Genomic DNA, 24,409 nt, shown 5'->3' with positions numbered 1-24,409 from the left:
CATACGGATCGGATGCTCGCGAGCGCCCATGCGGGCGGCACGCGCCCCGGGCGCCGCCGCGCCGGAAGGAAACCCCGTCCGCGCGCATCCGCGTCAATCCGTGGCGGTGTGCTGCCCGGCCGTGCGCTCCAGCGCATCGAACAGCATCCCGGCGATGTTGAGGCCGAACTGCGCATCGAGTTCGCGGATGCACGTGGGGCTGGTGACGTTGACCTCGGTCAGCCAGTCGCCGATCACGTCGAGGCCCACGAACACCATGCCGCGGCGTTTCAGTTCCGGCCCGACCTGGGCGGCGATCCAGCGGTCGCGATCAGTCAGTGGCCGGCCTTCGCCGCGGCCACCGGCGGCGAGGTTGCCGCGGAACTCGTCGCCCTGCGGGATCCGCGCCAGGCAGTAATCGACCGGCTCGCCATCGATCAGCAGGATGCGCTTGTCGCCGTCGACGATCTCCGGCAGGTAACGCTGCGCCACCACCAGCGAGCGGTTGCCGTCGGTCAGGGTCTCGAGGATCACGTTGAGGTTCGGGTCGCCGGCGCGGGTGCGGAAGATCGAGCGCCCGCCCATGCCGTCGAGCGGTTTCACCACCGCCTCGCCATGTTCCTGCACGAATGCCTTGAGCGCGGCCGCCTCGCGGCTCACCAGGCTCGGCGGGCAGCACTGCGGGAACTCCAGCGCGGCGAGCTTCTCGTTCATGTCGCGCAGGCCCTGCGGGTCGTTGACCACGCGTGCACCGGCACGCTGTGCAAGCGACAGGATCTGGGTGTCGTGCACGAACTCGGCATCCACCGGCGGGTCCTTGCGCATCAGCACCAGGTCGCCCGCGCCCAGCGCACGATGTGATTCCGGTCCCAGTTCGTACCAGTCGGCAGGATCGTCGCGTACGGTCAGCGGCGCGAGCCTGGCCTGCGCGATGCCGTTGGCCACCGACAGCCCGCCGGGCACCACGTACGACAGGCGGAACCCGCGCCGCTGCGCCTCGAGCAGCATCGCAAAGGTCGAATCCTTGGCGATCCTGATCGATCCGATCGGATCCATCACGACGACGACTTCGGAATGCATGGCAGGCGGCACGGAGGTCGGGGCCGCGATGGTAGCAGGCGCATCGCGCGCACCGCGGTGGTTGCGGCGATACAGCGCGGACCGCGCTTGACACTGCGCGGCCCGGCTGGGGTATAAAGCCGATCGCGGCGGCGAATCGGAGCATGAGCCCGCGCCGCGCAAGGGGAAGCAGGAATGACGCAGGACGAGAAACGCGCCGGAAGCCTCGATGGCTTGCGGGTGATGGTGATCGACGACTCGAAAACCATCCGCAGGACCGCCGAAACGCTGCTCAAGCGCGAGGGGGCCGAGGTGGTCACCGCGGTGGACGGGTTCGAGGCGCTGGCCAAGATCGCCGACCACAAGCCGCAGATCATCTTCGTCGACATCATGATGCCGAGGCTCGACGGCTATCAGACCTGCGCGCTGATCAAGAACAACCAGGTCTTCCGGCAGACGCCGGTGATCATGCTGTCGTCCAAGGACGGGCTGTTCGACAAGGCACGCGGGCGCATCGTCGGCTCCGAGCAGTACGTCACCAAGCCGTTCACGCGCGAGGAACTCCTCGACGCGATCCGCAAGCACGTCAACACCTGACCGGGGGGACAGGGACCATGGCACGCATTCTGTTGATCGAGGATTCGCCGACCGATACGGCGGTCCTCACCCAGCTGCTCCAGCGTCATGCGCACGAGGTGCTCACCGCATCGAGCGCCGAGGAAGGCATCGAGGTCGCACGCCGCGAGCTGCCCGACCTGGTGCTGATGGACGTGGTGCTGCCCGGCATGAACGGCTTCCAGGCCACGCGTGCACTGTCGCGCGACAGCGCCACCGGCGCCATCCCGGTGCTGATCGTGAGCACCAAGGGCATGGAGACCGACAAGGCCTGGGGCATGCGCCAGGGCGCCAGGGGCTACATCGTCAAGCCGCCGGAAGAAGGGGCGCTGATCGCCCAGATCAACGAGCTGCTCGGCGCCGACGCATGAGCACCCCGGAGCGCACGGGAGGCGGGGATGCCTTCGCGCTGCTGATCGACTACGAGCGGCGCAGCCTTGCGCACGAGGCCGGCCTGCCGGAGCGGCTGGATGCGCCCGGGCTGTGGCGTGGGGTCGGATACCGCGTCGGCGTGCGTCGGCTCGCCTCCAATTTCGACGAGGTCGTCGAGATCCTGCCGCTGCCGCAGATCACCCCGGTGCCCGGTGCACAGGGGTGGATGCTCGGCGTGGCCAACGTGCGCGGAAACCTGCTGCCGATCGTCGACCTCAAGCAGTTCCTCGAGGGCGAGCGCACCGTGCTGCACGAAAGCCAGCGCATGCTGGTGGTGCGCCAGGCCGGCGGCGATGTCGCCGTCACCATCGACGAACTGTTCGGCCAGCGCAGCTTCCACGAGACCAACGAAGTGCCGGCCGATGCGCTGGCGCAGGGGCGTTACGCGCATTTCGTCGATCGCGCGTTCCGCCTCGGCGACCACGAGTGGGGGATCTTCAGCCTCGAACGGCTGACCCGCACGCCGGAGTTCAGACAAGCCGCGGCCTGACCGCGCCGCACCGCTACACACCAGGGGATGTTCCATGAGTACTGCAATCGACAACGTCGCCGGCCCGGGGCGCAAGTTCGGCACCAACTTCTGGCTGGCGCTGCTGGCGGTCGCGCTGCTGATCGTCGTCGCCAACACAGGCTTCGCGATCTGGAAGGCGTCGCGCCTGGGTGGTGCGAGCACGGCGGCGTCGAGCCTGCAGGTGAACTCGCAGCGGCTGGCGATCCAGGGCCGCGAAGGCGTCGCCGGTGAGGGCGATGCCTACGCCGCGTTCAAGGCGACCAAGGCGCAGATCGATGGCGACATCGCCAACCTCAACGCCACCTTCGGCAGCACCACCGGCGTGTCCGGGCCGATCGAAACCGTCACCGCCACCTGGCAGCCGCTTGAGCAGAGCGCGCAGCAGGTGATCGCGGGTGAGCAGGCGGTGCTGGCTTTCGCCGGCAACGCCGAGCGCTTCACCCAGCGGGTGCCGCAGTTGCAGGCGCAGCTCGACGAGCTGGTGCGCGCGATGTCCACCAGCGGCTCGCCGGCCTCGCAGATCTACATCGCGCTGCGCCAGGTGGTGCTGGCCTCGACGATGGCGCGCCGGGTCACCGAGATCCAGGCCGGCGGCCCCGGTGCGGCCAATGCCGGCGAGGCGCTCGCGCGCGATGTCGGCGTGTTCGAGCAGGTGCTCGACGGCCTGCGTGCCGGCGACGAGGCGATGAACGTGCAGGCGCTCTCGAACGCCGGTGCGGTGGCCGCGCTCGGCCAGTCCACCGAGCTGTGGACGCAGATGAAGCAGGATCTCGACGCCATCCTCGCCGCCGCCCCGGCGGTGTTCGGCGCGCAGTCCGCGGCCGCCCAGCTGACCGCCGGCTCCGACCAGCTGCTGGCCGACAGCGAACAGCTGTTCCAGGCGTTCACCACCTTCGGCTCGATGTCCGACCGCAGCGTGCTGGGCAACATCTGGATCAGCATCGTGTTCGGCCTGGTGACGATCCTCGCCATCGTCGGCCTGCTGTACGAACTCAACCGCGCCCAGCGCGAGCGCTACGCGACCTCGCTCGAACTCAACAACCGCAACCAGGAGGCGATCATGCGCCTGCTGGACGAAATGGGTTCGCTCGCAGAAGGCGACCTGACGGTCAAGGCGACCGTCACCGAGGACATGACCGGCGCGATCGCCGACTCGATCAACTTCGCCGTCGAACAGCTGCGCAACCTGGTGCAGACGATCAACGACACCTCGGTGCAGGTCTCGGCCAGCGCCCAGGAGACCCAGGCCACCGCGATGCACCTGGCCGAAGCCGCCGAGCACCAGGCGCGCGAGATCACATCCGCCTCCAACCGCATCAACGAGATGGCGGAGAGCATCAACCAGGTGTCGAAGAACTCCGCGGAATCCGCGGACGTGGCACAGCGCTCGGTGCAGATCGCCACCAAGGGCGCAGGCGTGGTGCGCGAGACGATCGCCGGCATGGACTCGATCCGCGACCAGATCCAGGAAACCTCCAAGCGCATCAAGCGCCTGGGCGAAAGCTCGCAGGAAATCGGCTCGATCGTCGAACTGATCAACGACATCTCCGAGCAGACCAACATCCTGGCGCTGAACGCGGCGATCCAGGCGGCGTCCGCTGGCGAGGCCGGCCGCGGCTTCGCGGTCGTCGCCGACGAAGTGCAGCGACTGGCCGAACGCGCATCCAACGCGACCAAGCGCATCGAGACGCTGGTGCAGACCATCCAGAGCGATACCAACGAGGCGGTCAGTTCAATGGAGCAGACGACCTCGGAAGTGGTCGCCGGTGCGCGCCTGGCCGAGGACGCCGGCACCGCGCTGGGCGAGATCGAAAGCGTGTCGACCGACCTCGCCGACCTCATCCAGGGCATCTCGCAGGCCGCCCAGCAGCAGTCCGCGGCGGCATCGAACATCACCCAGACCATGGGCACGATCCAGTCGATCACCGCGCAGACCTCGCAGGGTGCCAACCAGACCGCCGAGTCCATCGGCAACCTGGCCCAGCTCGCCGCCGACCTGCGCCGCTCGGTCGCCGACTTCAAGCTGCCGGTTTGAAGCGAGCCGGCGGACAGCGGACGACCAGGGCAGTGCGTGCAGCAGATCGCGGGGTTGAAATGAGCATGGTGGTGAAAACGACGGCATCGGTGTGCGCCGGGGCCGGCCTTCCCGGCGGCCTCCGCGTGGCCGGCCACCCGCTCGCGGATCGCGCCGCCGATACCGGCGCGCGCACCCGTGGAGGTACGCGATGACCACCGCCTTCCGCGATGCCATCGACTACACCACGCTGGGCTGGGTCAAGCCGGAACTCGACGAGACCCTGCGCCAGGCGCGGCTCGAGATCGAGGCGTTCGTCGAGGACGTGTCCGATACCAGCCATATGCGCTTCTGCGCGAGCTACCTGCACCAGGTGCAGGGCACCCTGCGCATGGTCGAGCTGTACGCCCCGGCGATGGTCGCCGAGGAGATGGAGGCGCTGGCCGAGGCGCTCGCCCGCGATGCCACCGGTGACCGCGACACTGCCTGCGCGACGCTGATGCGTGCGGTGGTGTTGCTGCCCGACTATCTCGAGCGCCTGCAGGGCGGGCACAAGGACATCCCGATCGTGCTGCTGCCGCTGCTCAACGAGCTGCGCGCGGCACGTGGTGCGTCAGGGCTCAACGAGAGCGTGCTGTTCGCACCGGACCTGCAGGCGCCGCTTGCGGTGGAGCTGCCGGCGGTGGCCAGCGTCACCGAGGCCGAGCGCAAGGGCAGCGCGGGGACGCAGGCCACCGACGTCATCGCACACCTCGCCGCATGGCCCGAAGACGGGGCGCCCGCTGATCCGCGTGGTTTCGCCGCTGCGATCGATGCGCTGCTGCCGCTGAGTGCCGAAGAGCCGGTGCGCCGCATGCTGTGGGTGGCCGCGCGCGTGCTCGAGGCGCTCGACGCCGGCGCGCTGGCACCGACGCCGGCCCTGCGCCACGGCTTCGTCGGCGTGGTGCGGGAGATCCGCCGCCAGTTCCAGGACGACGGCTTTGGCGTGCCGGGCGCGGAAACCGCGCTCGAACCGACGCGCCAGCTGCTGTACCTGGTCTCGGCCGCGCCCGGTGACCACACGACGTTGCGCGAGCTGCGCGACGCGTTCCGCCTCGACGGCGGCGAGGCCACCGCGGCCGAGGTGGAACATGCGCGCGGCAGCCTGAGTGGCCGCAACCGTGCGCTGCTCGACACCGTCGCCGGCGCGGTCAAGGAGGACCTGCTGCGGGTCAAGGATGCGCTCGACCTGCACCTGCGCACGCAGGCAACCGATCTCGCGCTGCTGGCGCCGCAGGTCGAGGCGCTGGGCCAGGTCGCCGACACGCTCGGCATGCTCGGCCTTGGTGTCGCCCGCGGCGTGGTGCAGCAGCAGCGCGAGGCGATGGCCGCGATCGTGCGCGGCGACCGTGCCGCCGACGAGGACGTGCTGCTCGATATCGCCGGCTCGCTGCTCTACGTCGATGCCTCGCTGGACGACCAGGTGGCGCGCCTGGGTACCCGCGATTCCGACGACACCGATGCGCTCGCCAGCGAGTCGCGCAAGGTGCTGGAAGTGGTGGTGCGCGAAGCGGTGGCGAACTTCGCCGATGCCCGCCAGGCCTTTGTCGCCTTCGTCGAGACCAGCTGGGAGCATGGCGAGCTGGTCGACGTGCCGCGCCTGCTGCAGGAAGTCGCCGGCGCGCTGCAGATGCTCGAACTTGCGGAGCCGGTGGACTACATCACCGGCATCCGCCGCTACATCGAGACCGAATTGCTGGGCCGGCGCCGGGTGCCCAACGGCCGCCAGCTCGACACCTTCGCCGACGCGCTCGCGAGCCTGGAGTACTACCTCGAGGCGTTGCGCGAGCAGCGGCCCAACCGCGGCGAGATCCTCGCCATCGCCCGCGCCAGCCTGGAGACGCTGGGGTACTGGCCATTGCCGGCCGAGGACCTCGCCGGCGCCCCGGCGGAAGCTGCGGAATCGGCGTCGCCGGTTGACGAGGCCACGCTGGATGCCACCGCGGCGTTCCTCGACCGCGGCTACGCGCCCGCGCCGGCGTCGCCGGTCACGCAGCCCGCCGCCAGCACGCCGGCGCCGGTCCAGGCGGCAGGCAACGGCGGCTTCGAAGCCACCGACGACGATATCGACGACGAGATCCGCGAGGTGTTCCTCGAGGAATTCGCCGAGGAGATCGACAACCTCGACCGCCTGCTGCCGCCCTGGCGCGAGCAGCCCGACGACCTGGAGCGCCTGCGGCCGATCCGTCGCGTGTTCCACACCCTCAAGGGCAGCGGCCGCCTGGTCGGTGCGCGCACGCTCGGCGAATTCAGCTGGAAGGTCGAGACCCTGCTCAACCGCGTGCTCGACGGCAGCCGCGTGGCCAGCCCTGCGGTCGTGGCGATGGTCGACCAGGCCTTCTACGCGTTGCCGCAGTTGCAGGCCGCCCTGCGCGGCCAGGGCGCGATCCGCGTCGATCTCGAACGCCTGCAGGCCGATGCCGAGCGCATCGCCGCAGGTGACGAGACGCCGCCGGCACCGGCCACGCTGCCGCCGGCGGTCACCTCGGCGCAGGAACACTGGCAGGCGGATGCCGCCATCGCCATGCCGGCCACCAGCGCGGACGACCGCACCGGTTTCGCCCCCGATGTGCCGTCCGAGGTGACGCCGGACGTCGTGGCAGCCGCCGCGTCCGTCCACGATGATGGCGAGCGGGTACCGGCCGCAGTGGATGCACTGCTGCTGGAAATCCTCGACGCCGAGGTCAACGGCCACCTGGCCGTGCTCGACGCATGGACCGGGCGTGACGTGCCGCAGGTGGATGACGCCCTGCTGCGCGCCGTGCATACGATGAACGGCGCGTTCGCCATGGCCGAAGTGCCGATGGTGACCGCCGCGTTGTGGCCGGCCGAAGCCTATGCGCGCCGCCTGCACGCGGCCGGCGTCCCGGCCGGCGCGGAGGGCGTGGCCGCCATGCGCGCGCTGTCGACGCTGGTGCGCGACACCCTAGCCGGGCTGCACGAGCCGCATCCGCATGTCTACCGCTGCGACGGCCTTGCCGCCACGCTGGCTTCGCTGCGCGACGCGCTGCCGGAGCCACCGCCGATGGCGGTCACCTACGATGACGACGAGGCGAGCGATCTCGACATCGGGGCCGTCGACGAGCTGTCGGTGCTGGATCTGTCCGATTACCTCGGCACCGCAGCGGATGCCGGGCACACGCCTGCGAGCGATGACCGGTTCGAGACGGAACGTCACGAGGCGGAGCGTCCTGAGTCGGAACGTCTTGAGTCGGAACGTCTTGAGTCGGAAGGTCTTGAGGCTGAGCGTCTGGAAGCCGAGCGCCTCGAGGCTGAGCGCCTTGAAGCGGAACGTCTTGAGGCCCAGCGTCTCGAAGCCGAACGCCTCGAAGCGGGGCGCCTAGAAGCCGAGCGCCTCGAAGCCGAACGTCTCGAAACCGAACGTCTCGAAACCGAACGTCTCGAAACCGAACGTCTCGAAGCCGAGCGTCTCGAAGCCGAACGTCTTGAAGCCGAACGTCTCGAAGCTGAGCGTCTTGAAGCCGAGCGGCTCGAAGCTGAGCGTCTTGAAGCTGAGCGGCTCGAAGCTGAGCGTCTTGAAGCCGAGCGGCTCGAAGCTGAGCGTCTTGAAGCCGAGCGGCTCGAGGCTGAGCGGCTCGAAGCGGAACGTCTTGAGGCCGAGCGGCTCGAAGCCGAACGTCTTGAAGCGGAACGTCTCGAAGCCGAGCGGCTTGAAGCTGCGCGCCTCGAAGCCGACCGTCTCGAAGCCGACCGTCTCGAGGCTGAGCGCCTCGAAGCCGACCGTCTCGAGGCCGAACGTCGCGAGGCCGGGCAGGTCGAAGCCGAACACACGGAGCTGCGCGACGGGGCGTCGCTCGCCGCGGACCACACCGATGCCGAACGGCTCGAAATCGAGCGCCTTGAAGCCGGTCTGCTCGAAGTCGAGCGGGTCGAGGCCGAGCGTCTTGAATCGGACCGCGTGGAGGCCGAGCGTCTGGAGGCGGAGCGCGAGGCACAGCGCCTCGAAGCCGAGCGCGTGCAGGCAGATCGCCTCGAAGCCGAGCGCCTCGAGATGGAGCGCGTGGACAGCGGGCGCGCCGACGCCGAACGCACTGAAGCCGCGCGCGCGGAAGCCGGACACGTCGAGCACGATCAGCCCGCGTCGGCCGATCAGCCGGCATTGGCCGGGCCAGCCATCGCGCCCGACGCCGATGAGCCAGCCGTCAACAGCAATGCTGCCGATGCCGACGGGGCCGACCCGGACCTGGCACTCGACATGCGCGAGCTCGACGCCGAGCTGCTCGACATCTTCGTCGAGGAAAGCGGCGATCTGCTCGACCATTCCGATGGGCTGCTCGCGCGCCTGCGCGAGGAGCCGGGCGAGCGCGAGCCGGTGGTCGGCCTGCAGCGCAACCTGCACACCATCAAGGGCGGTGCGCGGATGGCCGGGATCATGGCCATCGGCGAACTCGGCCACGCGATGGAGTCGCTGCTGGAATCCGTGGTCGAGCAGCGTTGCGAACTCGGCCGCGATGGCGTGCCGTTGCTCGAACGTGGCTTCGACCGTCTGCATGCGATGGTCAGCCGCATCGGCGAGCGCCGTGCAGTCGCGTTGCCGGAAGGCCTGATCGAGGAATTCGACGCGCGTTCGCGCGGCGAAAGCGTCAGCGTCGACGCCACGACCAGCGTGGGCGGGGCCCCGGTGCCGCCGGCAGCGAAGGTCGAGCTTGCGCCGCTGTCGGCGCCGATCGGCGATGAACCGGCATTCGAGGACGACCCGCAGGCGCGCGCGCCGCAGGAACAGGTGCGCATCCGTGCCGACCTGCTCGACCGCCTGGTCAACTACGCGGGCGAAGTGGCGATCTACCGCGCGCGCCTGGAGCAGCAGCTGGGCGCGTTCCGTGGCGCGATGGGGGAGATGGAGCAGACCAACATGCGTCTGCGCGACCAGCTCCGCCGTCTCGACATCGAGACCGAGGCGCAGATCATCGCGCGCTTCCAGCGCGAGGGCGACACCGGCGATGCCGCGTTCGATCCGCTGGAACTCGACCGCTTCTCCAACCTGCAGCAGCTGTCGCGTGCGCTGGGCGAATCCGCCGCCGACCTGGCCAGCCTGCAGGGCACGCTCGACGACCTCACCCGCCAGTACGAGACACTGCTGACCCAGCAGTCGCGCGTCAGCTCCGAGCTGCAGGAAGGCCTCATGCGCACGCGCATGGTGCCGTTCGACTCGCTGGTGCCACGGCTGCGCCGCGTGGTGCGCCAGGCGGCGCAGGAAACCGGCAAGCAGGTGCAGTTGAGGCTCGACGGCGCCCAGGGTGAGCTCGACCGCAACGTCCTCGAGCGCATGACCGCGCCGCTGGAACACATGCTGCGCAACGCGGTGGCGCACGGCCTGGAAACGCCCGAACAGCGCCGCGTGGCGAACAAGGGTGAAGAAGGCACGGTGCGCATCGCGGTGCGCCGCGAGGGCTCCGAGGTGGTGCTCGAGGTGGCCGACGATGGCCGGGGCCTCGACCGCGGCGCGATCCGTCGCCGCGCCGAGCAGCGTGGCCTGGTGCGTCCGGATGCGGTGCTGACCAACAGCGCGCTCGACGCGATGATCTTCGAGCCGGGCTTCTCCACCGCCGACGAGGTCAGCCGCCTGGCCGGCCGCGGTGTCGGCATGGACGTGGTCGCAAGCGAAGTCCGCCAGCTCGGCGGCAGCCTCGAGATCGCCACCCGCAAGCACGAGGGCACCACGTTCACGCTGCGCCTGCCGCAGACGCTGGCGGTCACCCAGTCGGTGTTCGTGCGTATCGGCGAGACCAGCTTCGCGGTGCCGATCGCCTCGGTGCGCGGCGTGGGCCGCATCAGCCGCGAGGACCTCGCCGCACCGGGCGCCGTGTACAACTACGGCGGCCACGAGTACGCGCTGCACGACCTCGGCCAGCTGGTCGGCCAGCCGCGCGCGCGCGCGGAGGGCCAGCTGCAGGTGCCGCTGCTGCTGGTGGGCGCGGGCGAGCTGCGCGCGGCCGTTGCGGTCGACCAGATCATCGGCAACCGCGAGATCGTGGTGAAGCCGGTCGGCCCGCAGGTCGCGTCGGTACCGGGCATCTTCGGCGCCACGATCATGGGCGACGGCAGCGTGCGGGTGATCCTCGACGTCGCGCCGCTGGTGCGCCGCCAGGCCGCGCTGCCGCGCGAGGCCGAGCCGGCGCCGGTGCCGGAGCGCCGCCAGGTGCCGCTGGTGATGGTGGTCGACGATTCGGTGACGATGCGCAAGGTCACCGGTCGCGTGCTGGAACGCCACAACTTCGAGGTGGTGACCGCGAAGGACGGCATCGACGCGCTGGAGCGCCTCGACGAGCGCGTGCCCGACCTGATGCTGCTCGACATCGAGATGCCGCGCATGGACGGCTACGAGCTCGCGACCCAGATGAAGGCCGATGGGCGCCTGCGCTCGGTGCCGATCGTGATGATCACCTCGCGTACCGGCGAAAAACATCGCCAGCGCGCCTTCGAGATCGGCGTGGAGCGCTACCTCGGCAAGCCCTACCAGGAGAACGAGCTGATGCGCAACGTCTACGAGCTGCTCGGGATGGAGCGCGTCGGTGTCTGAAACCCAGCCCCGCGTGATCGTCCTGGCGCGGCCGGGCGAGGCCTGCGAACGCCTGCAGGGCGCCGTGCGTGATGCCGGCGCGGACCTGCTCGGCAGCTTCGATCCGCTGGCCACCACCCTGGACGCCGTCACCGGCCTCGGCGTGCAGGCGGTGGTGGTCGCGCTGGAGCCGGCGCTGGAGGACGCGCTCGACGGGTTCCAGCCGCTGCTGGCGGATCCCGCGATCACGGTGGTGTTCGAGGAGGCCGAACTGGCGACCCAGCGCAGCGGCTGGGACGCGGCGCGCTGGGTCCGCCATCTCGCCGCCAAGCTGCACCGTCACGACGATGTGCTGCCGCCGGGCGCCGGGCAGGACACCACGCTGACGCTGGACGACACCCCGGTGGCCTTCGATCCGGGGTATCGCGATGTCTCCAGCGGCGACATGGATCGGGTCACCGATGAGATGCATGCGCATGCCGACGACGTGCCGCGCGACGAACTCGCCTCGCTCGATGCCGATGTGCTCGAACTCGGGGAGGTCGTGCCGGATGCGGACGGGCCGGGCGTCGTCGCTGCGGATGGGCTCGACGGAGTCGCGCAGGATGGCCTGATGCTCGAGGACGTGACCCTCGAGACCGCCGACGCGGGTGATCGCGACAATAGCTTCGGCGAACTGACCCTCGAGGACGTGAGCCTCGATGAGCTGGTGCTCGACGACGACAGCGGCTTCGGGGGTGCGCGCACCGGCCATGGCGCGGAACGCACCTACCTCGAGCCGGTGGATCTCACCTGGGATGCGCAGCCGGACACCGCGGAAGACGGGGTGGCGCCTGCGGAGTCCCCGGCGCAGCCATCCATGCCTGACGCCGGTGGGCTTTCGCTGGTGGCGCCGGATGCGACCGTCGACGCGCCGGCCGCAGCGCCGGTGGCGGACGCGCTCGTCGATCTCGACAGCCGCATCGGTGGCCTGTCGCTGGTCGATGTCGACAGCTACGGCTTCGGTGAGCTGCAGGGCGCCGTGCTGGTCGAAGGCGGGCTCGGTGGCCCGGACCCCGTGCGCCAGCTGCTGGCGGCCTTGCCGGAAAACTTCCCGCGCGCGGTGCTGGTGAGGCTGCGGCTGGACGGCGACCGCTACGACCGTCTCGTGCGGCAGATGGCGCGCGCGACCACGCTGCCGGTGGCGCTGGCCGAGGACGGGGCGTCGGTGGAGCGCGGCACCGTGTACTTCCTGCCGCCGGCGCTGGGCGTGGCAGCCGATCGTGGGCGGCTGCGCTTCACCGCGGCCGATGGCGGCGCCATGCAGCTTCCGGATGCATTGCCGGCCAACGACAGCGCGGTGGTCTTCCTCAGCGGCGCGGACGCGGCGCTGGTGGACCATGCGATGGGTGGCGCCTGGGCAGGCTCGCTGGTCGTGGCGCAGTCGCTCGACGGCTGCTACGACGCCGCCGCGTCGGCACGCGTGGCCGAACATGGCGGCGCGCTTGCCGCTCCGGCCGCACTGGCGGCCCTGCTCGTGGACCGCTGGGCGCCCGGCGTTGCGGCAAGCGGCATCGAACTCGAGGCTTCCAATGAATGACGTTCCAGCCGGTGGCACGCCCCGCGACATCCGCGGCGTGCTGATCCAGATCGACCGCGCGCGGCTGCTGCTGCCCAACACCACGATCTCCGAAGTGCTGTCCTATGCCGATCCGGAGCCGGTGGACGGGGCGCCGGCATGGCTGCTCGGGCGCACCCGCTGGCGCGGCTGGGAAGTGCCGCTGGTGGCGTTCTCGCGCGCCGCGGGCATCAGTGACAGCGAACATGGCGATCTCGGCAGCAAGGTCGCGGTGCTCAAGAACCTGCGCGCCGGCGACCGCTTTCCCTACTTCGCACTGCTGACCCAGGGCTTCCCGCGCCTGGTCAATGTCTCCGCCGACGGCCTGCTGGTGGAGGCCGGCGAGGGCGGATTGCCGACCGCGGTGCATGCGCGGGTACGGTTGAACGAGGACGAGGCGCTGATCCCGGACCTCGAGGCGATGGCCGCGCTGATCGACGAGGCGCTGGGCGCCACCGCCTGAGTCCCCGGCTCAGCCGAGATCGCCGAAGCGCGCCTGCAGCGCGGCGATCGCGGCAAGCCCGGCGGTCTCGGTGCGCAGCACGCGGGGGCCGAGACGGATGCCGCTGAAACCCGCGGTTTCCAGCACGCTGCGGTCGCGCGCGGACCAGCCACCCTCCGGCCCGACGGCCAGCACGATCCGCCGGTCCGCAGGCTCGCCCAGCGACTGCGTATTGGCATCGGCGAACGGATCCAGCAGCAGCCGCAGCCCGCCGGACGGCAGCACGTGGAGCGCTTCCGACAGCGGCGCGGCTGCCGCCACCGCCGGCACCCGCGCACGGCCACTCTGCTCGCAGGCGGCCACCACCACGCTGGTCCAGTGCGCGAGCCGCTTCTGCGCGCGTTCGCCGTCGAGCTTCACCTCGCTGCGGTCGCTCTGCACGGGGACCACGGCGTCGATGCCGAGCTCGGTGGCCTTCTGCAGGATCAGGTCCATCTTCTCGCCGCGGGCGACGCCCTGCACCAGGGTGATCCGCAGCGGCGACTCGTTGTCCACCGCGCGGCGGTCGACCACCTGCGCCTCGCCGCCACGCTTGCCGGTGGCGACGATGCGCGCGTCGTAGTCATGGCCATCGCCGTTGAACAGCACGCAGGCATCGCCCTCGCGCAGGCGCAGCACGCGGAGCAGATGCGCGGCGGCGGTCTCCGGCAGCGTGATCCTCGCGCCGGGCGCGAGTGGCAGGTCGACGTGGGCGCGGGTCAGTCGCATGGGGGACTGGTCACGGATGGACGCGGGTGGGCGCGGATGAGGGAGGTCACGGGACGTCGGTCGGCGTCGCACGCGCACTCCCCGTGCAGCGTGTCGATCCGCTCCCGATCCGTGGCCATCGTGTGGACCCCTGGCATGAAACTACGCAGCCTCACGCCGTTGCCGCCTCGATCGCCGAGCGGGTGACGTCGGCCAGCAGTTCCAGCTGGTCGTCGTCGATGCAGTAGGGCGGCATCCAGTAGAGGATGTCGCCCAGCGGGCGCAGCAGCACGCCGCGCTCGAGCGCATGCGTATAGGCCTGCAGGCCGATACGGCGGGTGGGGTCGAAGGGTGTGTTCCTGCGGCCGCCCTCGCTCAGTTCGAAGGCGACGATCATGCCGGCCTGGCGCACATCGGCCACGTGCGGATGTGCCGCCAGAGGTGCGGCAAGCTCGGCCATGCGCGCCGCGGTCCGGCGGTTGCGCGCAAGCACGTCGTCGGAGTCGAAGATGTCGAGCGTGGCCAGCGCCGCCGCACAGGCCAGCGGGTTGCCGGTATAGCTGTGCGAGTGCAGGAAGGCGCGCTCGCGCGAGTCGTCGAGGAAGCCGTCGTAGATCGCCTGTGTGGCGAGCACCGCGGCCAGCGGCAGGAAGCCGCCGGTCAGCCCCTTCGACAGGCACATCAGGTCGGGCATCACGCCGGCCTGTTCGCAGGCGAACATGGTGCCGGTGCGGCCGAAGCCCACCGCGATCTCGTCGGCGATCAGGAATACGCCGTGCACGTCGCACAGCTCGCGCGCGCGTTTGAGATACACCGGGTCGTGCATGCGCATGCCGCCGGCGCACTGCACCCGCGGCTCCAGCACCAGCGCGCAGATCTCGCCGGCATGGTCATCGAGGATGCGTGCCAGCGCGTCGGCGGCGTCCTCGGCATGGTCGGCGGCCGAGCGGCCTTCGGCGGCGAGATACGCATCCGGTGACGGCGCGAACACCGCTTCCATCAGCAGCGGTGCATAGACGCGCCGGTACAGCGGGATGTCGCCGACCGACAGCGCGCCGACGGTCTCGCCGTGGTAGCCGTTCTCCAGCGCCACGAACTTCGTGCGCCGTGGTTCGTCGCCGCGGTTGGCGAACCACTGGAACGCCATCTTCAGCGCGACCTCGACCCCGGCCGAGCCGTTGTCGGCGTAGAAGACCTTCGACAGCGGGGCGCGTCCGGCCTGTCGCGGCGCCAGCGCCAGCAGGCGTTCGGCCAGTTCCACCGCCGGCATGTGCGAACAACCGGCAAGGATCACCTGCTCGAGCGTATGCGCCTGCCGCGCGATCGCCCCGGCGATGCGCGGCTCGGCATGACCGAACAGGTTCACCCACCAGCTCGACACCGCATCGAGGGTGCGCCGCCCGTCCGGCCCGACCAGCCACGCGCCGTCGCCGCGCGCAACCGGCAGCAGCGGCAGGGTGTCGGGGTGCTCGCGCATCTGCGTGCACGGATGCCACAGCACGGCGAGGTCGCGGGAACGCCAGGCGTCGGCCTCGGCTAGAATGGCGGGATCGTGATGCTTCGTGGACATGCCCGCATTATCGCCTTCCCGCCCGCCGGATGCCGTCGATGACGCGCCGCCTGCCGGTCATCCATGACATCACCGAGCATGACGCGGGCCCCTACCGGCTCGAGCGCCTCGACCTCGAGTTCTCCAATGGCGAACGCCGCCACTACGAACGGCTGCACGGCCGCGGCCATGGCGCGGTGGCGGTGGTGCCGATGCTCGACGACGACACCGTGCTGCTGGTGCGCGAATACGCCGCCGGCCTGCACCGCTACGAGCTCGGCCTGGTGAAGGGCCGCATCGATGCGGGCGAGACCCCGCTGCAGGCTGCCGACCGCGAGCTCAAGGAGGAAGCCGGTTACGGCGCGCGTCGCCTCGAAGTGCTGCGCACGCTGACGCTGGCGCCCACCTACATGAGCCACCAGACCCACGTGGTGCTCGCGCGCGACCTCTATCCCGAGCGCCTGCCGGGGGACGAGCCGGAAGAACTCGACGTGGTGCCGTGGAAACTCGACGCGCTCGCCGAACTGGTGGTGCGCGACGACTGTTCGGAAGGCCGCTCGATCGCCGCGCTGTTCATCGCCCGCGAGCACCTGCGCCGCCATGCACGTGGATGAGACGCTGCGCGAGGGCGTGATCGCGATCGCGCACGAGGCCGCCGCCGCCATCCTCGCGGTGTATGCCGGGGCCTTCGAGGTCGAGCACAAGGCCGACGCTTCGCCGGTGACCGCCGCCGACCTGGCCGCCCACCACCGCATCGTCGATGGACTGCGGGCGCTGACGCCCGACGTGCCGGTGCTGTCGGAGGAGTGCGCCGACCAGGTGTCGACCGCGCAGCGCCATGGCTGGTCGCGTTACTGGCTGGTGGATCCGCTCGACGGTACCCGCGAGTTCGTCAAGCGCAATGGCGAGTTCACCGTCAACATCGCGCTCATCGAGCACGGCGTCGCCACCTTCGGTGTGATCCAGCAACCGGTGACGGGGGCGCTCTGGTTCGGCGCGCCCGGGCACGGGGCCTGGCTGCGGGAGGGGCGCAGCGAGCGCGCGATCGAAGTGCGCCGGCCTGCCCTTGCACCGCTGCGCGTGGCCGCAAGCCGCTCGCACCGCGACGGGCGCACCAGCGCGCTGATGGCGCGCATCGGCAGGACCGAGGCCATCGGGCTGGGGTCTTCGCTGAAGTTCTGCCGGCTTGCCGAAGGGCGCATGGATGTCTATCCGCGCTTCGGCCCGACCAGCGAGTGGGACACCGCGGCGGGTCAGGCGATCCTCGAGGGTGCGGGCGGCCTGGTCGTGGATCCGCAGGGCAGGCCGTTCCGCTACAACCAGCGCGACACCCTGCTCAATGGCGATTTCATCGCGTTGGGCGATCCCGACCTGCCATGGCGTGCATGGCTCGACGGCTGACGACCGGCCTGATCGCGTTTATCCGCTGATCCGCGGCCCGGGCGACATCACACCACTCCAGGGAGCCAGCAGTGGCAGACGAACGCGACATCGGTGAACTCATCGACATCATGGCGCGGCTGCGCGATCCCGGGAGCGGCTGCCCGTGGGATCTCGCGCAGGACTTCGCCAGCATTGCGCCCTACACGATCGAGGAGGCCTACGAGGTGGCCGACGCGATCGCGCGCGCGGACATGCCCGCGCTCAGGGATGAACTCGGCGACCTGCTGCTGCAGGTGGTGTTCCATGCGCGCATGGCCGAAGAGGCCGGCGACTTCGCGTTCGCGGACGTGGTGGGCGCGATCTGCGACAAGATGGTGCGCCGCCATCCGCACGTGTTCGGCGATGCCGATCGCGACGACGCCGACGCGGTGGCGCGCAGCTGGGAGGCCATCAAGCGCGAGGAGCGCGCAGGCAGGGGCGAGCACGACGACTCCGCGCTCGCAGGCATCTCCGGCGGGCTGCCGGAATGGGTGCGCGCATCCAAGCTGCAGCAGCGCGCGGCGCGCACCGGCTTCGACTGGCCCGGTCCCGCGCCGGTGATCGCCAAGCTGCGCGAGGAACTCGACGAGGTCGAGGCGGAATTCGCCGCGGTCGCCGCCGATGATCATGACCCGGCGGCGCAGGCGCGGCTGGAGGCGGAACTCGGCGACGTGCTGTTCGTGGCCGCGAACCTTGCGCGGCATGCCCGCGTCGATGTCGGCCGCGCGTTGCGCGGGGCGAACCTGAAGTTCGAACGCCGGTTCCGCGCCATGGAAGCGATCGCTGCCGGCGAAGGACGGCCACTGGAGCAGCGCACGCTCGATGAGCGGGAGTCGCTGTGGGCGCGGGTCAAGGCCGGGGAAACGCCCGGGACCTGAGGCGCGCAGCGGAGATCGCCGCGCCTGCCTCGAGTGGGCGGCCGCAATCGCATCGCCCGACGCGTTGTGGCAGGCGGGGCGGCTGGGCATCATCGCCAGTACGACCTTCGAGCACGGAGACATCCCATGTCGCGCTTCGCCAGTTTCCGCGAGTTCTACCCGTTCTATCTGGGCGAGCACGCGCACCCGGTCTCGCGACGACTGCATTTCATCGGCAGCTGTGGCGTGCTCGTGCTGCTGGCCACTGCCGCCTGGCAACGCAATGCGTGGTGGCTGCTCGCGGCACTGGTGTGCGGTTACGGATTCGCCTGGGTCGGGCACTTCTTCTTCGAGAAGAACCGGCCCGCCACCTTCCGGCATCCGCTGTATTCGTTCCTCGGGGACTGGGTGATGTTCAAGGACATCCTGATCGGCCGCATCCGCTTCTGATGCCGCACCTCAGGTCTCGAGGAAGATCAGCCACGCCGCCACCGCGATCAGCGCGAAGCCGGCCCAGTGGTTCCACTTCAGCGGCTGCCCGAGATACCAGCTCGAGAACCACGCGAACACCAGCAGGGTGATGACCTCCTGCATGCCCTTGAGCTGGGGCGCCGAATACACCGTGTAGCCGATGCGGTTGGCCGGCACCATCAGCGCGTACTCGAAGAAGGCGATGCCCCAGCTGGCGACGATCGCCAGCAGCAGCGGTGCCGAGCGGTATTTCAGGTGGCCGTACCAGGCGAACGTCATGAACACGTTCGAGGCCAGCAGCATCAGGATCGGGGCGACGCGTTCGAAGCCGGGCATGGGGATCGGGGTGGCAGGCGGAGGCGCATCAGCTTACGTCCGCAGCCGGCGCTCTTCACGGGGCCTGCACCGGGGAATCGGGTAGTTTCACAAACCTGAAGCATCCCCCTGAAATCCTTTTGGAGTCCTGTTCATGCGTGCAAGCCAAGAGCCGGGCGGTCTGGTCCTGATCGTCGAAGACAATCGCAACATCTCGGAGATGATCGGCGAATATCTCGAAGGCAAGGGCTTCGAGGTCGATTACGCGTCCGATGGTCTGGACGGCTACCGGCTGGCCTCGGAGAACAGCTACGACGTCATCGTGCTGGACCTGATGCTGCCGCGCCTGGACGGCATCGAAGTCTGCAAGCGGCTGCGCGAGGAAGCGCGCAAGTCCACGCCGGTGCTGATGCTGACCGCCCGCGACACCCTCGACGAGAAGCTCACCGGCCTCGGGTCGGGTGCCGACGACTACCTCACCAAGCCGTTCGCGATCCAGGAACTGGAAGCGCGCCTGCGTGCACTGATCCGCCGCGAGCGTCGCCAGGTCGGTTCGGAAGTGCTCAAGGTCGCGGACCTCGTGCTCGATCCGGCCAGCCTGCGTGCCACCCGTGCCGGCCAGGAGCTGCAGCTGTCGCCGATCGGCCTGAAGCTGCTGACGATCCTGATGCGCGAGTCGCCGCGCGTGGTCAGCCGGCAGGAGATCGAGCGCGAGATCTGGGGCAACAGCCTGCCGGATTCCGATACCCTGCGCAGCCACCTCTACAATCTGCGCAAGACCATCGACAAGCCGTTCGACAAGCCGTTGCTGCACACCGTCCAGAGCGCTGGGTACCGGATCGCGGACATCGAGCAGTCTCCGGCCTGAGGCCGGCCGTAGCATCCGATGCCCCAGGGAATCCCCAGGAAAGTCCGCGTTGCGTTCATGATCCAGGCTGCCCTTGGCAGCCTGGTCATCGTTCTGGGCGTCACCATCGCGTTCTCCACCGTGTTGCGGGTACTCGTCGATGCGCGCCTGCGTGCGCAGGCCGACGAATACTGGTCGCTCATCGAGCGGGATCCGGCCAACCCGGTGCTGCCCGAGACCGACCTCGTGCACGGCTACTTCCTGCGCCGCGGTGCCGCGGACCGGTTGCCGCCGACGTTGCGCCGGCTGTCCGCAGGCCACCATTACCTGGCGAGCGAAGGCCGCGACGTGCTCGTCGAAGGGCGCGACGTGGGCGTGCTCGTCCTGAGCATGGATCTCACCTACGCGCGCCGCACGCTGTGGATGATGGGCGCACTGCTGATGCTGGGCGGGATCGCCGCGATCCACCTGTTCAGCTGGTTCACCTACCGCACCACGCGCAGGCTGGTGGCCCCGGTGAGCTGGCTGGCCGAGGAAGTCTCGCGCTGGGATCCGGATGCCGCCGACCCGGGCAGCCTGATTCCCGAGCGCATTCCCGGCGAGGTCGGGCGCGAGGTCGACCAGCTCAGCAATGCGCTGACCACGCTGTCGGCGCGGGTGCAGGCGTTCGTGCAGCGCGAGCGCGACTTCACCCGCGATGCCAGCCACGAGCTGCGCACGCCGCTGACGGTCATCCGCGTCGCCAGCGACATGCTGCTGGCCGACGACGCGATCCCGCAGCGCTCGCACCGCTCGCTGCAGCGCATCCACCGCGCCACCCGGGACATGGAGGCCGTGATCGACGCCTTCCTGATCCTTGCACGCGAGGACGACATCGCCGTGCAGGGCGAGGACTTCGATGTCCATGACGTGGTCATGGAAGAAGTCGAGAAGGTGCAGCCGCTGCTGCAGGGCAAGCCGGTGGAGCTGCGCGTCACCGGCCACACGCGCCCGCGGCTGGATGCGCCACCGCGCGTGCTCGGGGTGATGCTGGGCAACCTGCTCAGCAATGCCTGCATCTTCACCGAGGAAGGATCGATCGAGGTCGAAGTGCTCGACGACCGGGTGCTGGTGCGCGATACCGGCATCGGCATGTCACCCGAGGTGCTCCAGCGTGTCTACGACCCCTTCTACCGCGCCGACCCGTTCCGCTCCGGCAAGGGCATGGGCCTGTCGATCGTGCGCCGGCTCGGCGAACGCTTCGGGTGGCCGGTGAGCCTGGAAAGCCAGCCGGGCGAAGGCACCACGGCGACCATCCGTTACGGCTGAGCCGTTGGCGGTGATCTGCGCGCCACACCGGCTATCGAAGGCAGGCCGCGTAACTGCGTCTCGCCCATCGTTACCTGATGCCTGCGCGCGAGCGCGCTGGCGCCGCGCGCGCCGGCCTGTCAACGTGCGCGACCCGCGCGCGTTCTCCTTCCTGATCTCCATCATTTCGCAGCCATGAGCCCAGCCAAGCCGTCTTCCCGCGCCACCCCTTCGCGTGGCCGTTCCCCGCGCTTCCTCAAGCCCGCGATCGCGGTGCTCGCGCTGGCGCTGGTCGCCGGTGGCGTCTGGTGGTGGCAGGGCAGCCGTCCATCGACGGTCGAAGGGCAGTGGCGCACCGTGCCGGTGGAGCGCGGCGACATCCGGGTGGCGATCTCCGCCACCGGCACGCTGAGCGCGACCAGCACGGTGATCGTGGGTTCGCAGATCTCCGGCCAGGTCACCGATGTGCTGGTGGACTTCAACGACACCGTCGAGGCCGGCCAGGTGATCGCGCGCATCGATCCGAGCACCTACCAGGCGCAGATCGACCAGGGCAACGCCCAGGTGTCGAGCGCACGTGCATCGCTGGCGCAGGCGGAAGCGGCGCTGCGCAATGCCGAGCTCGACTACCGGCGCAAGTCGGACCTCGGCGACACCCAGCTGGTCGCGCGCGCCGATGTCGACCTGTCGCGTGCCGCGCTCGACCAGGCGCGTGCGCAGCGCGACGCCGCGCGCGCGCAGATCGCCCAGCAGACCGCGTCCACGCGCACCAGCCAGGTCAACCTCGAGCGCACCGTGATCCGTTCGCCGGTCGACGGCGTGGTGCTGGTACGCAATATCGAGCCCGGCCAGACCGTGGCCGCCAGCCTGCAGGCACCGGAGCTGTTCACCATCGCCGAGGATCTGTCGAAGATGCAGATCGAGCTCGAGGTCGACGAGGCCGACATCGGCCAGGTCGAGGTCGGACAGGGCGTGAGCTTCAGTGTCGATGCCTTCCCGGATCGCCAGTTCCGTGGCGAGGTCGCGCAGGTGCGTCTGTCGGCGACCAATACCAATAACGTGATCACCTACCCGGTGGTGGTCAGCGTCGACAACAGCGACCGCACCCTGCTGCCGGGGCTGACGGTCAATGCCGAGATCGAGGTCAGCCGCCGCGATGGCGTGCTCAAGGTCTCCAACGCCGCGCTGCGCTACAAGCCCAGCGATGCGCAGCTGGCCGCGTCGCAGGGCTCTGGCCCGCGCGGCGGCGGAGGCAGTGGCGTTGCCGACGACCTCGCCCGGGCCGCGCAGGAGCTGGAGCTCACCGCGCAGCAGCAGTCGGCGTTCGACGAGGCGCTGGCCGCGATCCGCGAACGCATGGCCGCGCGCCAGGCGGCCGCGCCGGCGCAGGGCGCGGGCGGCATGTTCGGCGGGCCCGGCATGCGCGTGGTCACGTCCGGGGGCGGCGACATGGCCGCGCAGATCCGCCAGCGCATGATGCAGCGCTACCAGCAGGACTTCGCGTCGTTCCGCGCCACCCTCGACGACAACCAGCGTGCGCGGTGGGACCGCGCGCTCAATGCCATCGTCGGTGCACGCCGCGCACCGCTGTACCGGCTGGTCGACGGCCAGCCGCGCGCGGTGATGGTGCGCGTGGGGGCGAGCGACGGCAGCGCCACCGAGATCGCCGGCGACCTCGCCGAGGGCGACCTGGTCATCACCGGCGAGCGCGCGGCACCATGAATGCAGCGGTTCCGGTGATCGAGACCCGCGGCCTGGGCAAGGTCTATTCGCCCGGCACCGAAGCCGAGGTGATCGCGTTGGCCGGCGTCGACCTGCGCATCATGCATGGCGATTTCGTTGCGATCATGGGGCCGTCGGGTTCGGGCAAGTCGACACTGATGAACCTCATCGGCTGCCTGGATACGCCATCCGGCGGGCAGTACCTGTGCGACGGCATCGACGTCGCCACCCTCGATGCCGAAGCGCTGGCCGAGCTGCGCCGCGACAAGATCGGCTTCGTCTTCCAGGGCTTCCACCTGCTGCCGCGGATGACCGCGCTGGAGAACGTGGCGATGCCGCTGGGGTATGCGCGGGTGCCGCCGGCCGAGCGCGTGGAGCGCGCGCAGGCGGCGCTGGAATCGGTGGGGCTGGGCGCCCGTTCCGGGCATCGGCCCAACGAACTCTCCGGTGGCCAGCAGCAGCGCGTGGCGATCGCCCGCGCGCTGATCAACGAGCCGCCGGTGCTGCTTGCCGACGAGCCCACCGGTGCGCTGGATTCGAAAACCGGCGAGGAGATCCTGGCGCTGTTCAAGCGCCTGCGCGATGACGGTCATACCGTGGTGCTGATCACCCATGACGCCGAGGTGGCCGCGCACGCCGACCGCACCTTCGTCATGCGCGACGGCGAACTGCACGAGGAAGGGCAATGAACTTCTCCGACATCCTGCGCACCGCCATCCACGCGCTGCGTGGCAACTGGATGCGCAGCACGTTGACCTCGCTGGGCGTGATCATCGGCATCGCCGCGGTGATCGTGATGGTGTCGGTCGGCCAGGGCACCCAGGCCGAGCTGGACAAGCTGGTCTCGGGGCTCGGCTCGCAGCGGCTCGACATCTCGCCCGGCTCGCGCCGTGGGCCGGGCGGCGCACGGGGTGCGTCGTCAAGCTTCTTCACCCTGACCGAGGGCGACGTCGACGCGATCCGCGAAGAGATCCCGGAAGTGCAGTACGTGTCGGGCTCGCTGCGCGGCAACACCCAGGCGGTGTATGCGGAGAACAACTGGGCGGCGAGCTGGCAGGGCGTGCAGCCTGACTTCTTCGCCATCAACGGCTGGACGCTGGCCGATGGCGACGGCTTCCAGCCGCAGGACTACACCGGCGCGGGCAAGGTGGCGATCCTCGGGGAAACCGTGCGCCGGCAGCTGTTCGGCGATGCCAGCGGCGTCGGCGAGACCATCCGCCTGGGCCGCGTGCCGTTCACCGTGGCCGGCACGCTGGCGCCGAAGGGCCAGGGTGGCTTCGGCCAGGACCAGGACGACGTGATCATGGTGCCGATGGCCACCGGCCGGCGCAGCCTGCTGGGCGCGATGGGCCTGCCGCCGCGCGCGGTGATGCAGATCGCGCTGACCGTCAACGATGCAGACGACCTCGGCTACGTGCAGTCGGAACTCGAGGCCCTGCTGCGCCAGCGCCACCGGATCGGCCCCGGCGACGAGGACGACTTCACCGTGCGCAACATGGCCGAGATCGTCGCTACCCGCACCGCCACCACGCGGCTGATGTCGCTGCTCCTGGGCGCGGTGGCGACGATCTCTCTGGTGGTTGGCGGCATCGGCATCATGAACATCATGCTGGTGTCGGTGACCGAGCGGATCCGCGAGATCGGCCTGCGCATGGCGGTGGGCGCGGGCCCGTCGGACGTGCGCCGGCAGTTCCTCGCGGAGGCGATGCTGATCTCGCTGATCGGCGGTGCGATCGGCATTGCGCTCGGCGTGGTCGGCGCGTTGCTGGTCAGCCGCATGGGCTCGCTGCCGGTGGCATTGAATGCCAACGTGATCGGCATGGCCGCGGGCTTCTCGGTGGCGACCGGCCTGTTCTTCGGCTACTACCCGGCGCGCAAGGCCTCGCAGCTCGATCCGATCGAGGCGCTGCGGCAGTAGCGAAAAGGCCGCACCCGGAGGTGCGGCCCTGCGATGCCGGCGCGCCCCGCCGACGAGGGAACGGGG

Annotated in this window: 20 protein-coding genes; 16 read left to right on the top strand and 4 right to left on the bottom strand. The window is 70.0% G+C overall.

What is annotated here, in order from left to right; translation table 11 throughout:
• Nucleotides 1-93 precede the first annotated feature (93 nt).
• The gene (gene gshB, locus ERL55_RS12000; protein ID WP_129136622.1) at nucleotides 94-1,059 is read right to left on the bottom strand and encodes a glutathione synthase; all 966 of its coding nucleotides are present in this window, start codon (nucleotides 1,057-1,059) and stop codon (nucleotides 94-96) included.
• A 174-nt stretch (nucleotides 1,060-1,233) separates the two neighbouring features.
• Here gshB and pilG point away from each other — a divergent pair, with 174 nt between their 5' ends.
• The 7 genes from pilG to ERL55_RS11950 all read left to right on the top strand — a co-directional run bounded on the left by pilG (nucleotide 1,234) and on the right by ERL55_RS11950 (nucleotide 13,229).
• Entirely contained in the window at nucleotides 1,234-1,635 is a 402-nt protein-coding gene (pilG, locus tag ERL55_RS11995; protein ID WP_129136621.1) for a twitching motility response regulator PilG, read from the top strand.
• A 17-nt stretch (nucleotides 1,636-1,652) separates the two neighbouring features.
• Complete coding sequence (locus ERL55_RS11990; protein ID WP_129136620.1) at nucleotides 1,653-2,024, top strand: response regulator; 372 nt, start codon at nucleotides 1,653-1,655, stop codon at nucleotides 2,022-2,024.
• Nucleotides 2,021-2,575: a chemotaxis protein CheW gene (locus tag ERL55_RS11985; RefSeq protein ID WP_129136619.1), complete on the top strand. Its 555-nt coding sequence runs from the start codon at nucleotides 2,021-2,023 to the stop codon at nucleotides 2,573-2,575. Before ERL55_RS11990 ends, ERL55_RS11985 begins: the two co-directional genes overlap by 4 nt.
• 34 nt (nucleotides 2,576-2,609) lie before the next feature.
• Nucleotides 2,610-4,631, top strand: coding sequence for a methyl-accepting chemotaxis protein (locus tag ERL55_RS11980; protein WP_129136618.1), 2,022 nt, complete (start codon nucleotides 2,610-2,612; stop codon nucleotides 4,629-4,631).
• Nucleotides 4,632-4,821: 190 nt separating this feature from the next.
• Complete coding sequence (locus tag ERL55_RS15180) at nucleotides 4,822-11,190, top strand: Hpt domain-containing protein (RefSeq protein ID WP_241685756.1); 6,369 nt, start codon at nucleotides 4,822-4,824, stop codon at nucleotides 11,188-11,190.
• A complete protein-coding gene (locus ERL55_RS11955; protein ID WP_129136617.1) occupies nucleotides 11,183-12,748 on the top strand; it encodes a chemotaxis protein CheB in 1,566 nt (521 codons plus the stop codon). Before ERL55_RS15180 ends, ERL55_RS11955 begins: the two co-directional genes overlap by 8 nt.
• Nucleotides 12,741-13,229, top strand: a complete 489-nt coding sequence (locus tag ERL55_RS11950; RefSeq protein ID WP_129136616.1) for a chemotaxis protein CheW — start codon at nucleotides 12,741-12,743, stop codon at nucleotides 13,227-13,229. Before ERL55_RS11955 ends, ERL55_RS11950 begins: the two co-directional genes overlap by 8 nt.
• 9 nt (nucleotides 13,230-13,238) lie before the next feature.
• Here the strand turns inward: ERL55_RS11950 and ERL55_RS11945 are convergent, their stop codons facing one another.
• Together ERL55_RS11945 and bioA are read right to left on the bottom strand one after the other, a co-directional pair.
• On the bottom strand, nucleotides 13,239-13,976 hold the full coding sequence (locus ERL55_RS11945; RefSeq protein ID WP_129136615.1) for a 16S rRNA (uracil(1498)-N(3))-methyltransferase: 738 nt from the start codon (nucleotides 13,974-13,976) through the stop codon (nucleotides 13,239-13,241).
• 151 nt (nucleotides 13,977-14,127) lie between these two features.
• Nucleotides 14,128-15,525: an adenosylmethionine--8-amino-7-oxononanoate transaminase gene (gene bioA, locus ERL55_RS11940; RefSeq protein ID WP_129136614.1), complete on the bottom strand. Its 1,398-nt coding sequence runs from the start codon at nucleotides 15,523-15,525 to the stop codon at nucleotides 14,128-14,130.
• A 38-nt stretch (nucleotides 15,526-15,563) separates the two neighbouring features.
• Between bioA and nudE the strand changes: the two genes are divergently transcribed.
• The 4 genes from nudE to ERL55_RS11920 all read left to right on the top strand — a co-directional run bounded on the left by nudE (nucleotide 15,564) and on the right by ERL55_RS11920 (nucleotide 18,233).
• Nucleotides 15,564-16,118, top strand: coding sequence for an ADP compounds hydrolase NudE (nudE, locus tag ERL55_RS11935; protein ID WP_164972191.1), 555 nt, complete (start codon nucleotides 15,564-15,566; stop codon nucleotides 16,116-16,118).
• Entirely contained in the window at nucleotides 16,105-16,905 is an 801-nt protein-coding gene (gene cysQ, locus ERL55_RS11930; protein WP_129136612.1) for a 3'(2'),5'-bisphosphate nucleotidase CysQ, read from the top strand. The genes nudE and cysQ overlap by 14 nt, the downstream gene beginning before the upstream one ends.
• A gap of 110 nt (nucleotides 16,906-17,015) precedes the next feature.
• Nucleotides 17,016-17,804 carry a nucleoside triphosphate pyrophosphohydrolase gene (gene mazG / locus ERL55_RS11925; RefSeq protein ID WP_241685893.1) on the top strand — a complete coding sequence of 263 codons (789 nt, stop codon included), beginning with the start codon at nucleotides 17,016-17,018 and terminating at the stop codon, nucleotides 17,802-17,804.
• 126 nt (nucleotides 17,805-17,930) lie between these two features.
• Nucleotides 17,931-18,233 carry a DUF962 domain-containing protein gene (locus ERL55_RS11920; RefSeq protein ID WP_129136610.1) on the top strand — a complete coding sequence of 101 codons (303 nt, stop codon included), beginning with the start codon at nucleotides 17,931-17,933 and terminating at the stop codon, nucleotides 18,231-18,233.
• A 9-nt stretch (nucleotides 18,234-18,242) separates the two neighbouring features.
• Here the strand turns inward: ERL55_RS11920 and ERL55_RS11915 are convergent, their stop codons facing one another.
• Nucleotides 18,243-18,590, bottom strand: coding sequence for a DMT family protein (locus tag ERL55_RS11915; RefSeq protein ID WP_129136609.1), 348 nt, complete (start codon nucleotides 18,588-18,590; stop codon nucleotides 18,243-18,245).
• A gap of 133 nt (nucleotides 18,591-18,723) precedes the next feature.
• Here ERL55_RS11915 and ERL55_RS11910 point away from each other — a divergent pair, with 133 nt between their 5' ends.
• From ERL55_RS11910 to ERL55_RS11890, 5 genes are all read left to right on the top strand, one after another.
• The gene (locus ERL55_RS11910) at nucleotides 18,724-19,437 is read left to right on the top strand and encodes a response regulator transcription factor (protein WP_129136608.1); all 714 of its coding nucleotides are present in this window, start codon (nucleotides 18,724-18,726) and stop codon (nucleotides 19,435-19,437) included.
• A gap of 18 nt (nucleotides 19,438-19,455) precedes the next feature.
• Nucleotides 19,456-20,724, top strand: coding sequence for a HAMP domain-containing sensor histidine kinase (locus ERL55_RS11905; protein ID WP_129136607.1), 1,269 nt, complete (start codon nucleotides 19,456-19,458; stop codon nucleotides 20,722-20,724).
• A gap of 174 nt (nucleotides 20,725-20,898) precedes the next feature.
• On the top strand, nucleotides 20,899-22,425 hold the full coding sequence (locus ERL55_RS11900; protein WP_129136606.1) for an efflux RND transporter periplasmic adaptor subunit: 1,527 nt from the start codon (nucleotides 20,899-20,901) through the stop codon (nucleotides 22,423-22,425).
• On the top strand, nucleotides 22,422-23,114 hold the full coding sequence (locus tag ERL55_RS11895; RefSeq protein WP_129136605.1) for an ABC transporter ATP-binding protein: 693 nt from the start codon (nucleotides 22,422-22,424) through the stop codon (nucleotides 23,112-23,114). The genes ERL55_RS11900 and ERL55_RS11895 overlap by 4 nt, the downstream gene beginning before the upstream one ends.
• On the top strand, nucleotides 23,111-24,343 hold the full coding sequence (locus tag ERL55_RS11890; RefSeq protein WP_129136604.1) for an ABC transporter permease: 1,233 nt from the start codon (nucleotides 23,111-23,113) through the stop codon (nucleotides 24,341-24,343). The genes ERL55_RS11895 and ERL55_RS11890 overlap by 4 nt, the downstream gene beginning before the upstream one ends.
• Nucleotides 24,344-24,409: the final 66 nt, after the last annotated feature.

Origin of the sequence: Luteimonas sp. YGD11-2, assembly GCF_004118975.1 — a bacterium.
GTDB classification, from domain to species: Bacteria; Pseudomonadota; Gammaproteobacteria; order Xanthomonadales; family Xanthomonadaceae; genus Luteimonas; species Luteimonas muca.
This window is presented reverse-complemented; position numbering and strand designations above follow the sequence as displayed.

What these genes read in the sequence shown, in the direction of transcription:
- ERL55_RS11915 (WP_129136609.1), bottom strand. Translation starts at nt 18,590, where the DNA reads ATGCCCGGCTTCGAACGCGTCGCCCCGATCCTGATGCTGCTGGCCTCG.
- mazG (WP_241685893.1), top strand. Translation starts at nt 17,016, where the DNA reads ATGGCGCGGCTGCGCGATCCCGGGAGCGGCTGCCCGTGGGATCTCGCG.
- bioA (WP_129136614.1), bottom strand. Translation starts at nt 15,525, where the DNA reads ATGTCCACGAAGCATCACGATCCCGCCATTCTAGCCGAGGCCGACGCC.
- ERL55_RS15180 (WP_241685756.1), top strand. Translation starts at nt 4,822, where the DNA reads ATGACCACCGCCTTCCGCGATGCCATCGACTACACCACGCTGGGCTGG.
- pilG (WP_129136621.1), top strand. Translation starts at nt 1,234, where the DNA reads ATGACGCAGGACGAGAAACGCGCCGGAAGCCTCGATGGCTTGCGGGTG.
- ERL55_RS11945 (WP_129136615.1), bottom strand. Translation starts at nt 13,976, where the DNA reads ATGCGACTGACCCGCGCCCACGTCGACCTGCCACTCGCGCCCGGCGCG.
- ERL55_RS11895 (WP_129136605.1), top strand. Translation starts at nt 22,422, where the DNA reads ATGAATGCAGCGGTTCCGGTGATCGAGACCCGCGGCCTGGGCAAGGTC.
- ERL55_RS11905 (WP_129136607.1), top strand. Translation starts at nt 19,456, where the DNA reads ATGCCCCAGGGAATCCCCAGGAAAGTCCGCGTTGCGTTCATGATCCAG.
- nudE (WP_164972191.1), top strand. Translation starts at nt 15,564, where the DNA reads ATGACGCGCCGCCTGCCGGTCATCCATGACATCACCGAGCATGACGCG.
- ERL55_RS11985 (WP_129136619.1), top strand. Translation starts at nt 2,021, where the DNA reads ATGAGCACCCCGGAGCGCACGGGAGGCGGGGATGCCTTCGCGCTGCTG.
- ERL55_RS11950 (WP_129136616.1), top strand. Translation starts at nt 12,741, where the DNA reads ATGAATGACGTTCCAGCCGGTGGCACGCCCCGCGACATCCGCGGCGTG.
- ERL55_RS11910 (WP_129136608.1), top strand. Translation starts at nt 18,724, where the DNA reads ATGCGTGCAAGCCAAGAGCCGGGCGGTCTGGTCCTGATCGTCGAAGAC.
- ERL55_RS11900 (WP_129136606.1), top strand. Translation starts at nt 20,899, where the DNA reads ATGAGCCCAGCCAAGCCGTCTTCCCGCGCCACCCCTTCGCGTGGCCGT.
- gshB (WP_129136622.1), bottom strand. Translation starts at nt 1,059, where the DNA reads ATGCATTCCGAAGTCGTCGTCGTGATGGATCCGATCGGATCGATCAGG.
- ERL55_RS11920 (WP_129136610.1), top strand. Translation starts at nt 17,931, where the DNA reads ATGTCGCGCTTCGCCAGTTTCCGCGAGTTCTACCCGTTCTATCTGGGC.
- ERL55_RS11890 (WP_129136604.1), top strand. Translation starts at nt 23,111, where the DNA reads ATGAACTTCTCCGACATCCTGCGCACCGCCATCCACGCGCTGCGTGGC.
- cysQ (WP_129136612.1), top strand. Translation starts at nt 16,105, where the DNA reads ATGCACGTGGATGAGACGCTGCGCGAGGGCGTGATCGCGATCGCGCAC.
- ERL55_RS11980 (WP_129136618.1), top strand. Translation starts at nt 2,610, where the DNA reads ATGAGTACTGCAATCGACAACGTCGCCGGCCCGGGGCGCAAGTTCGGC.
- ERL55_RS11990 (WP_129136620.1), top strand. Translation starts at nt 1,653, where the DNA reads ATGGCACGCATTCTGTTGATCGAGGATTCGCCGACCGATACGGCGGTC.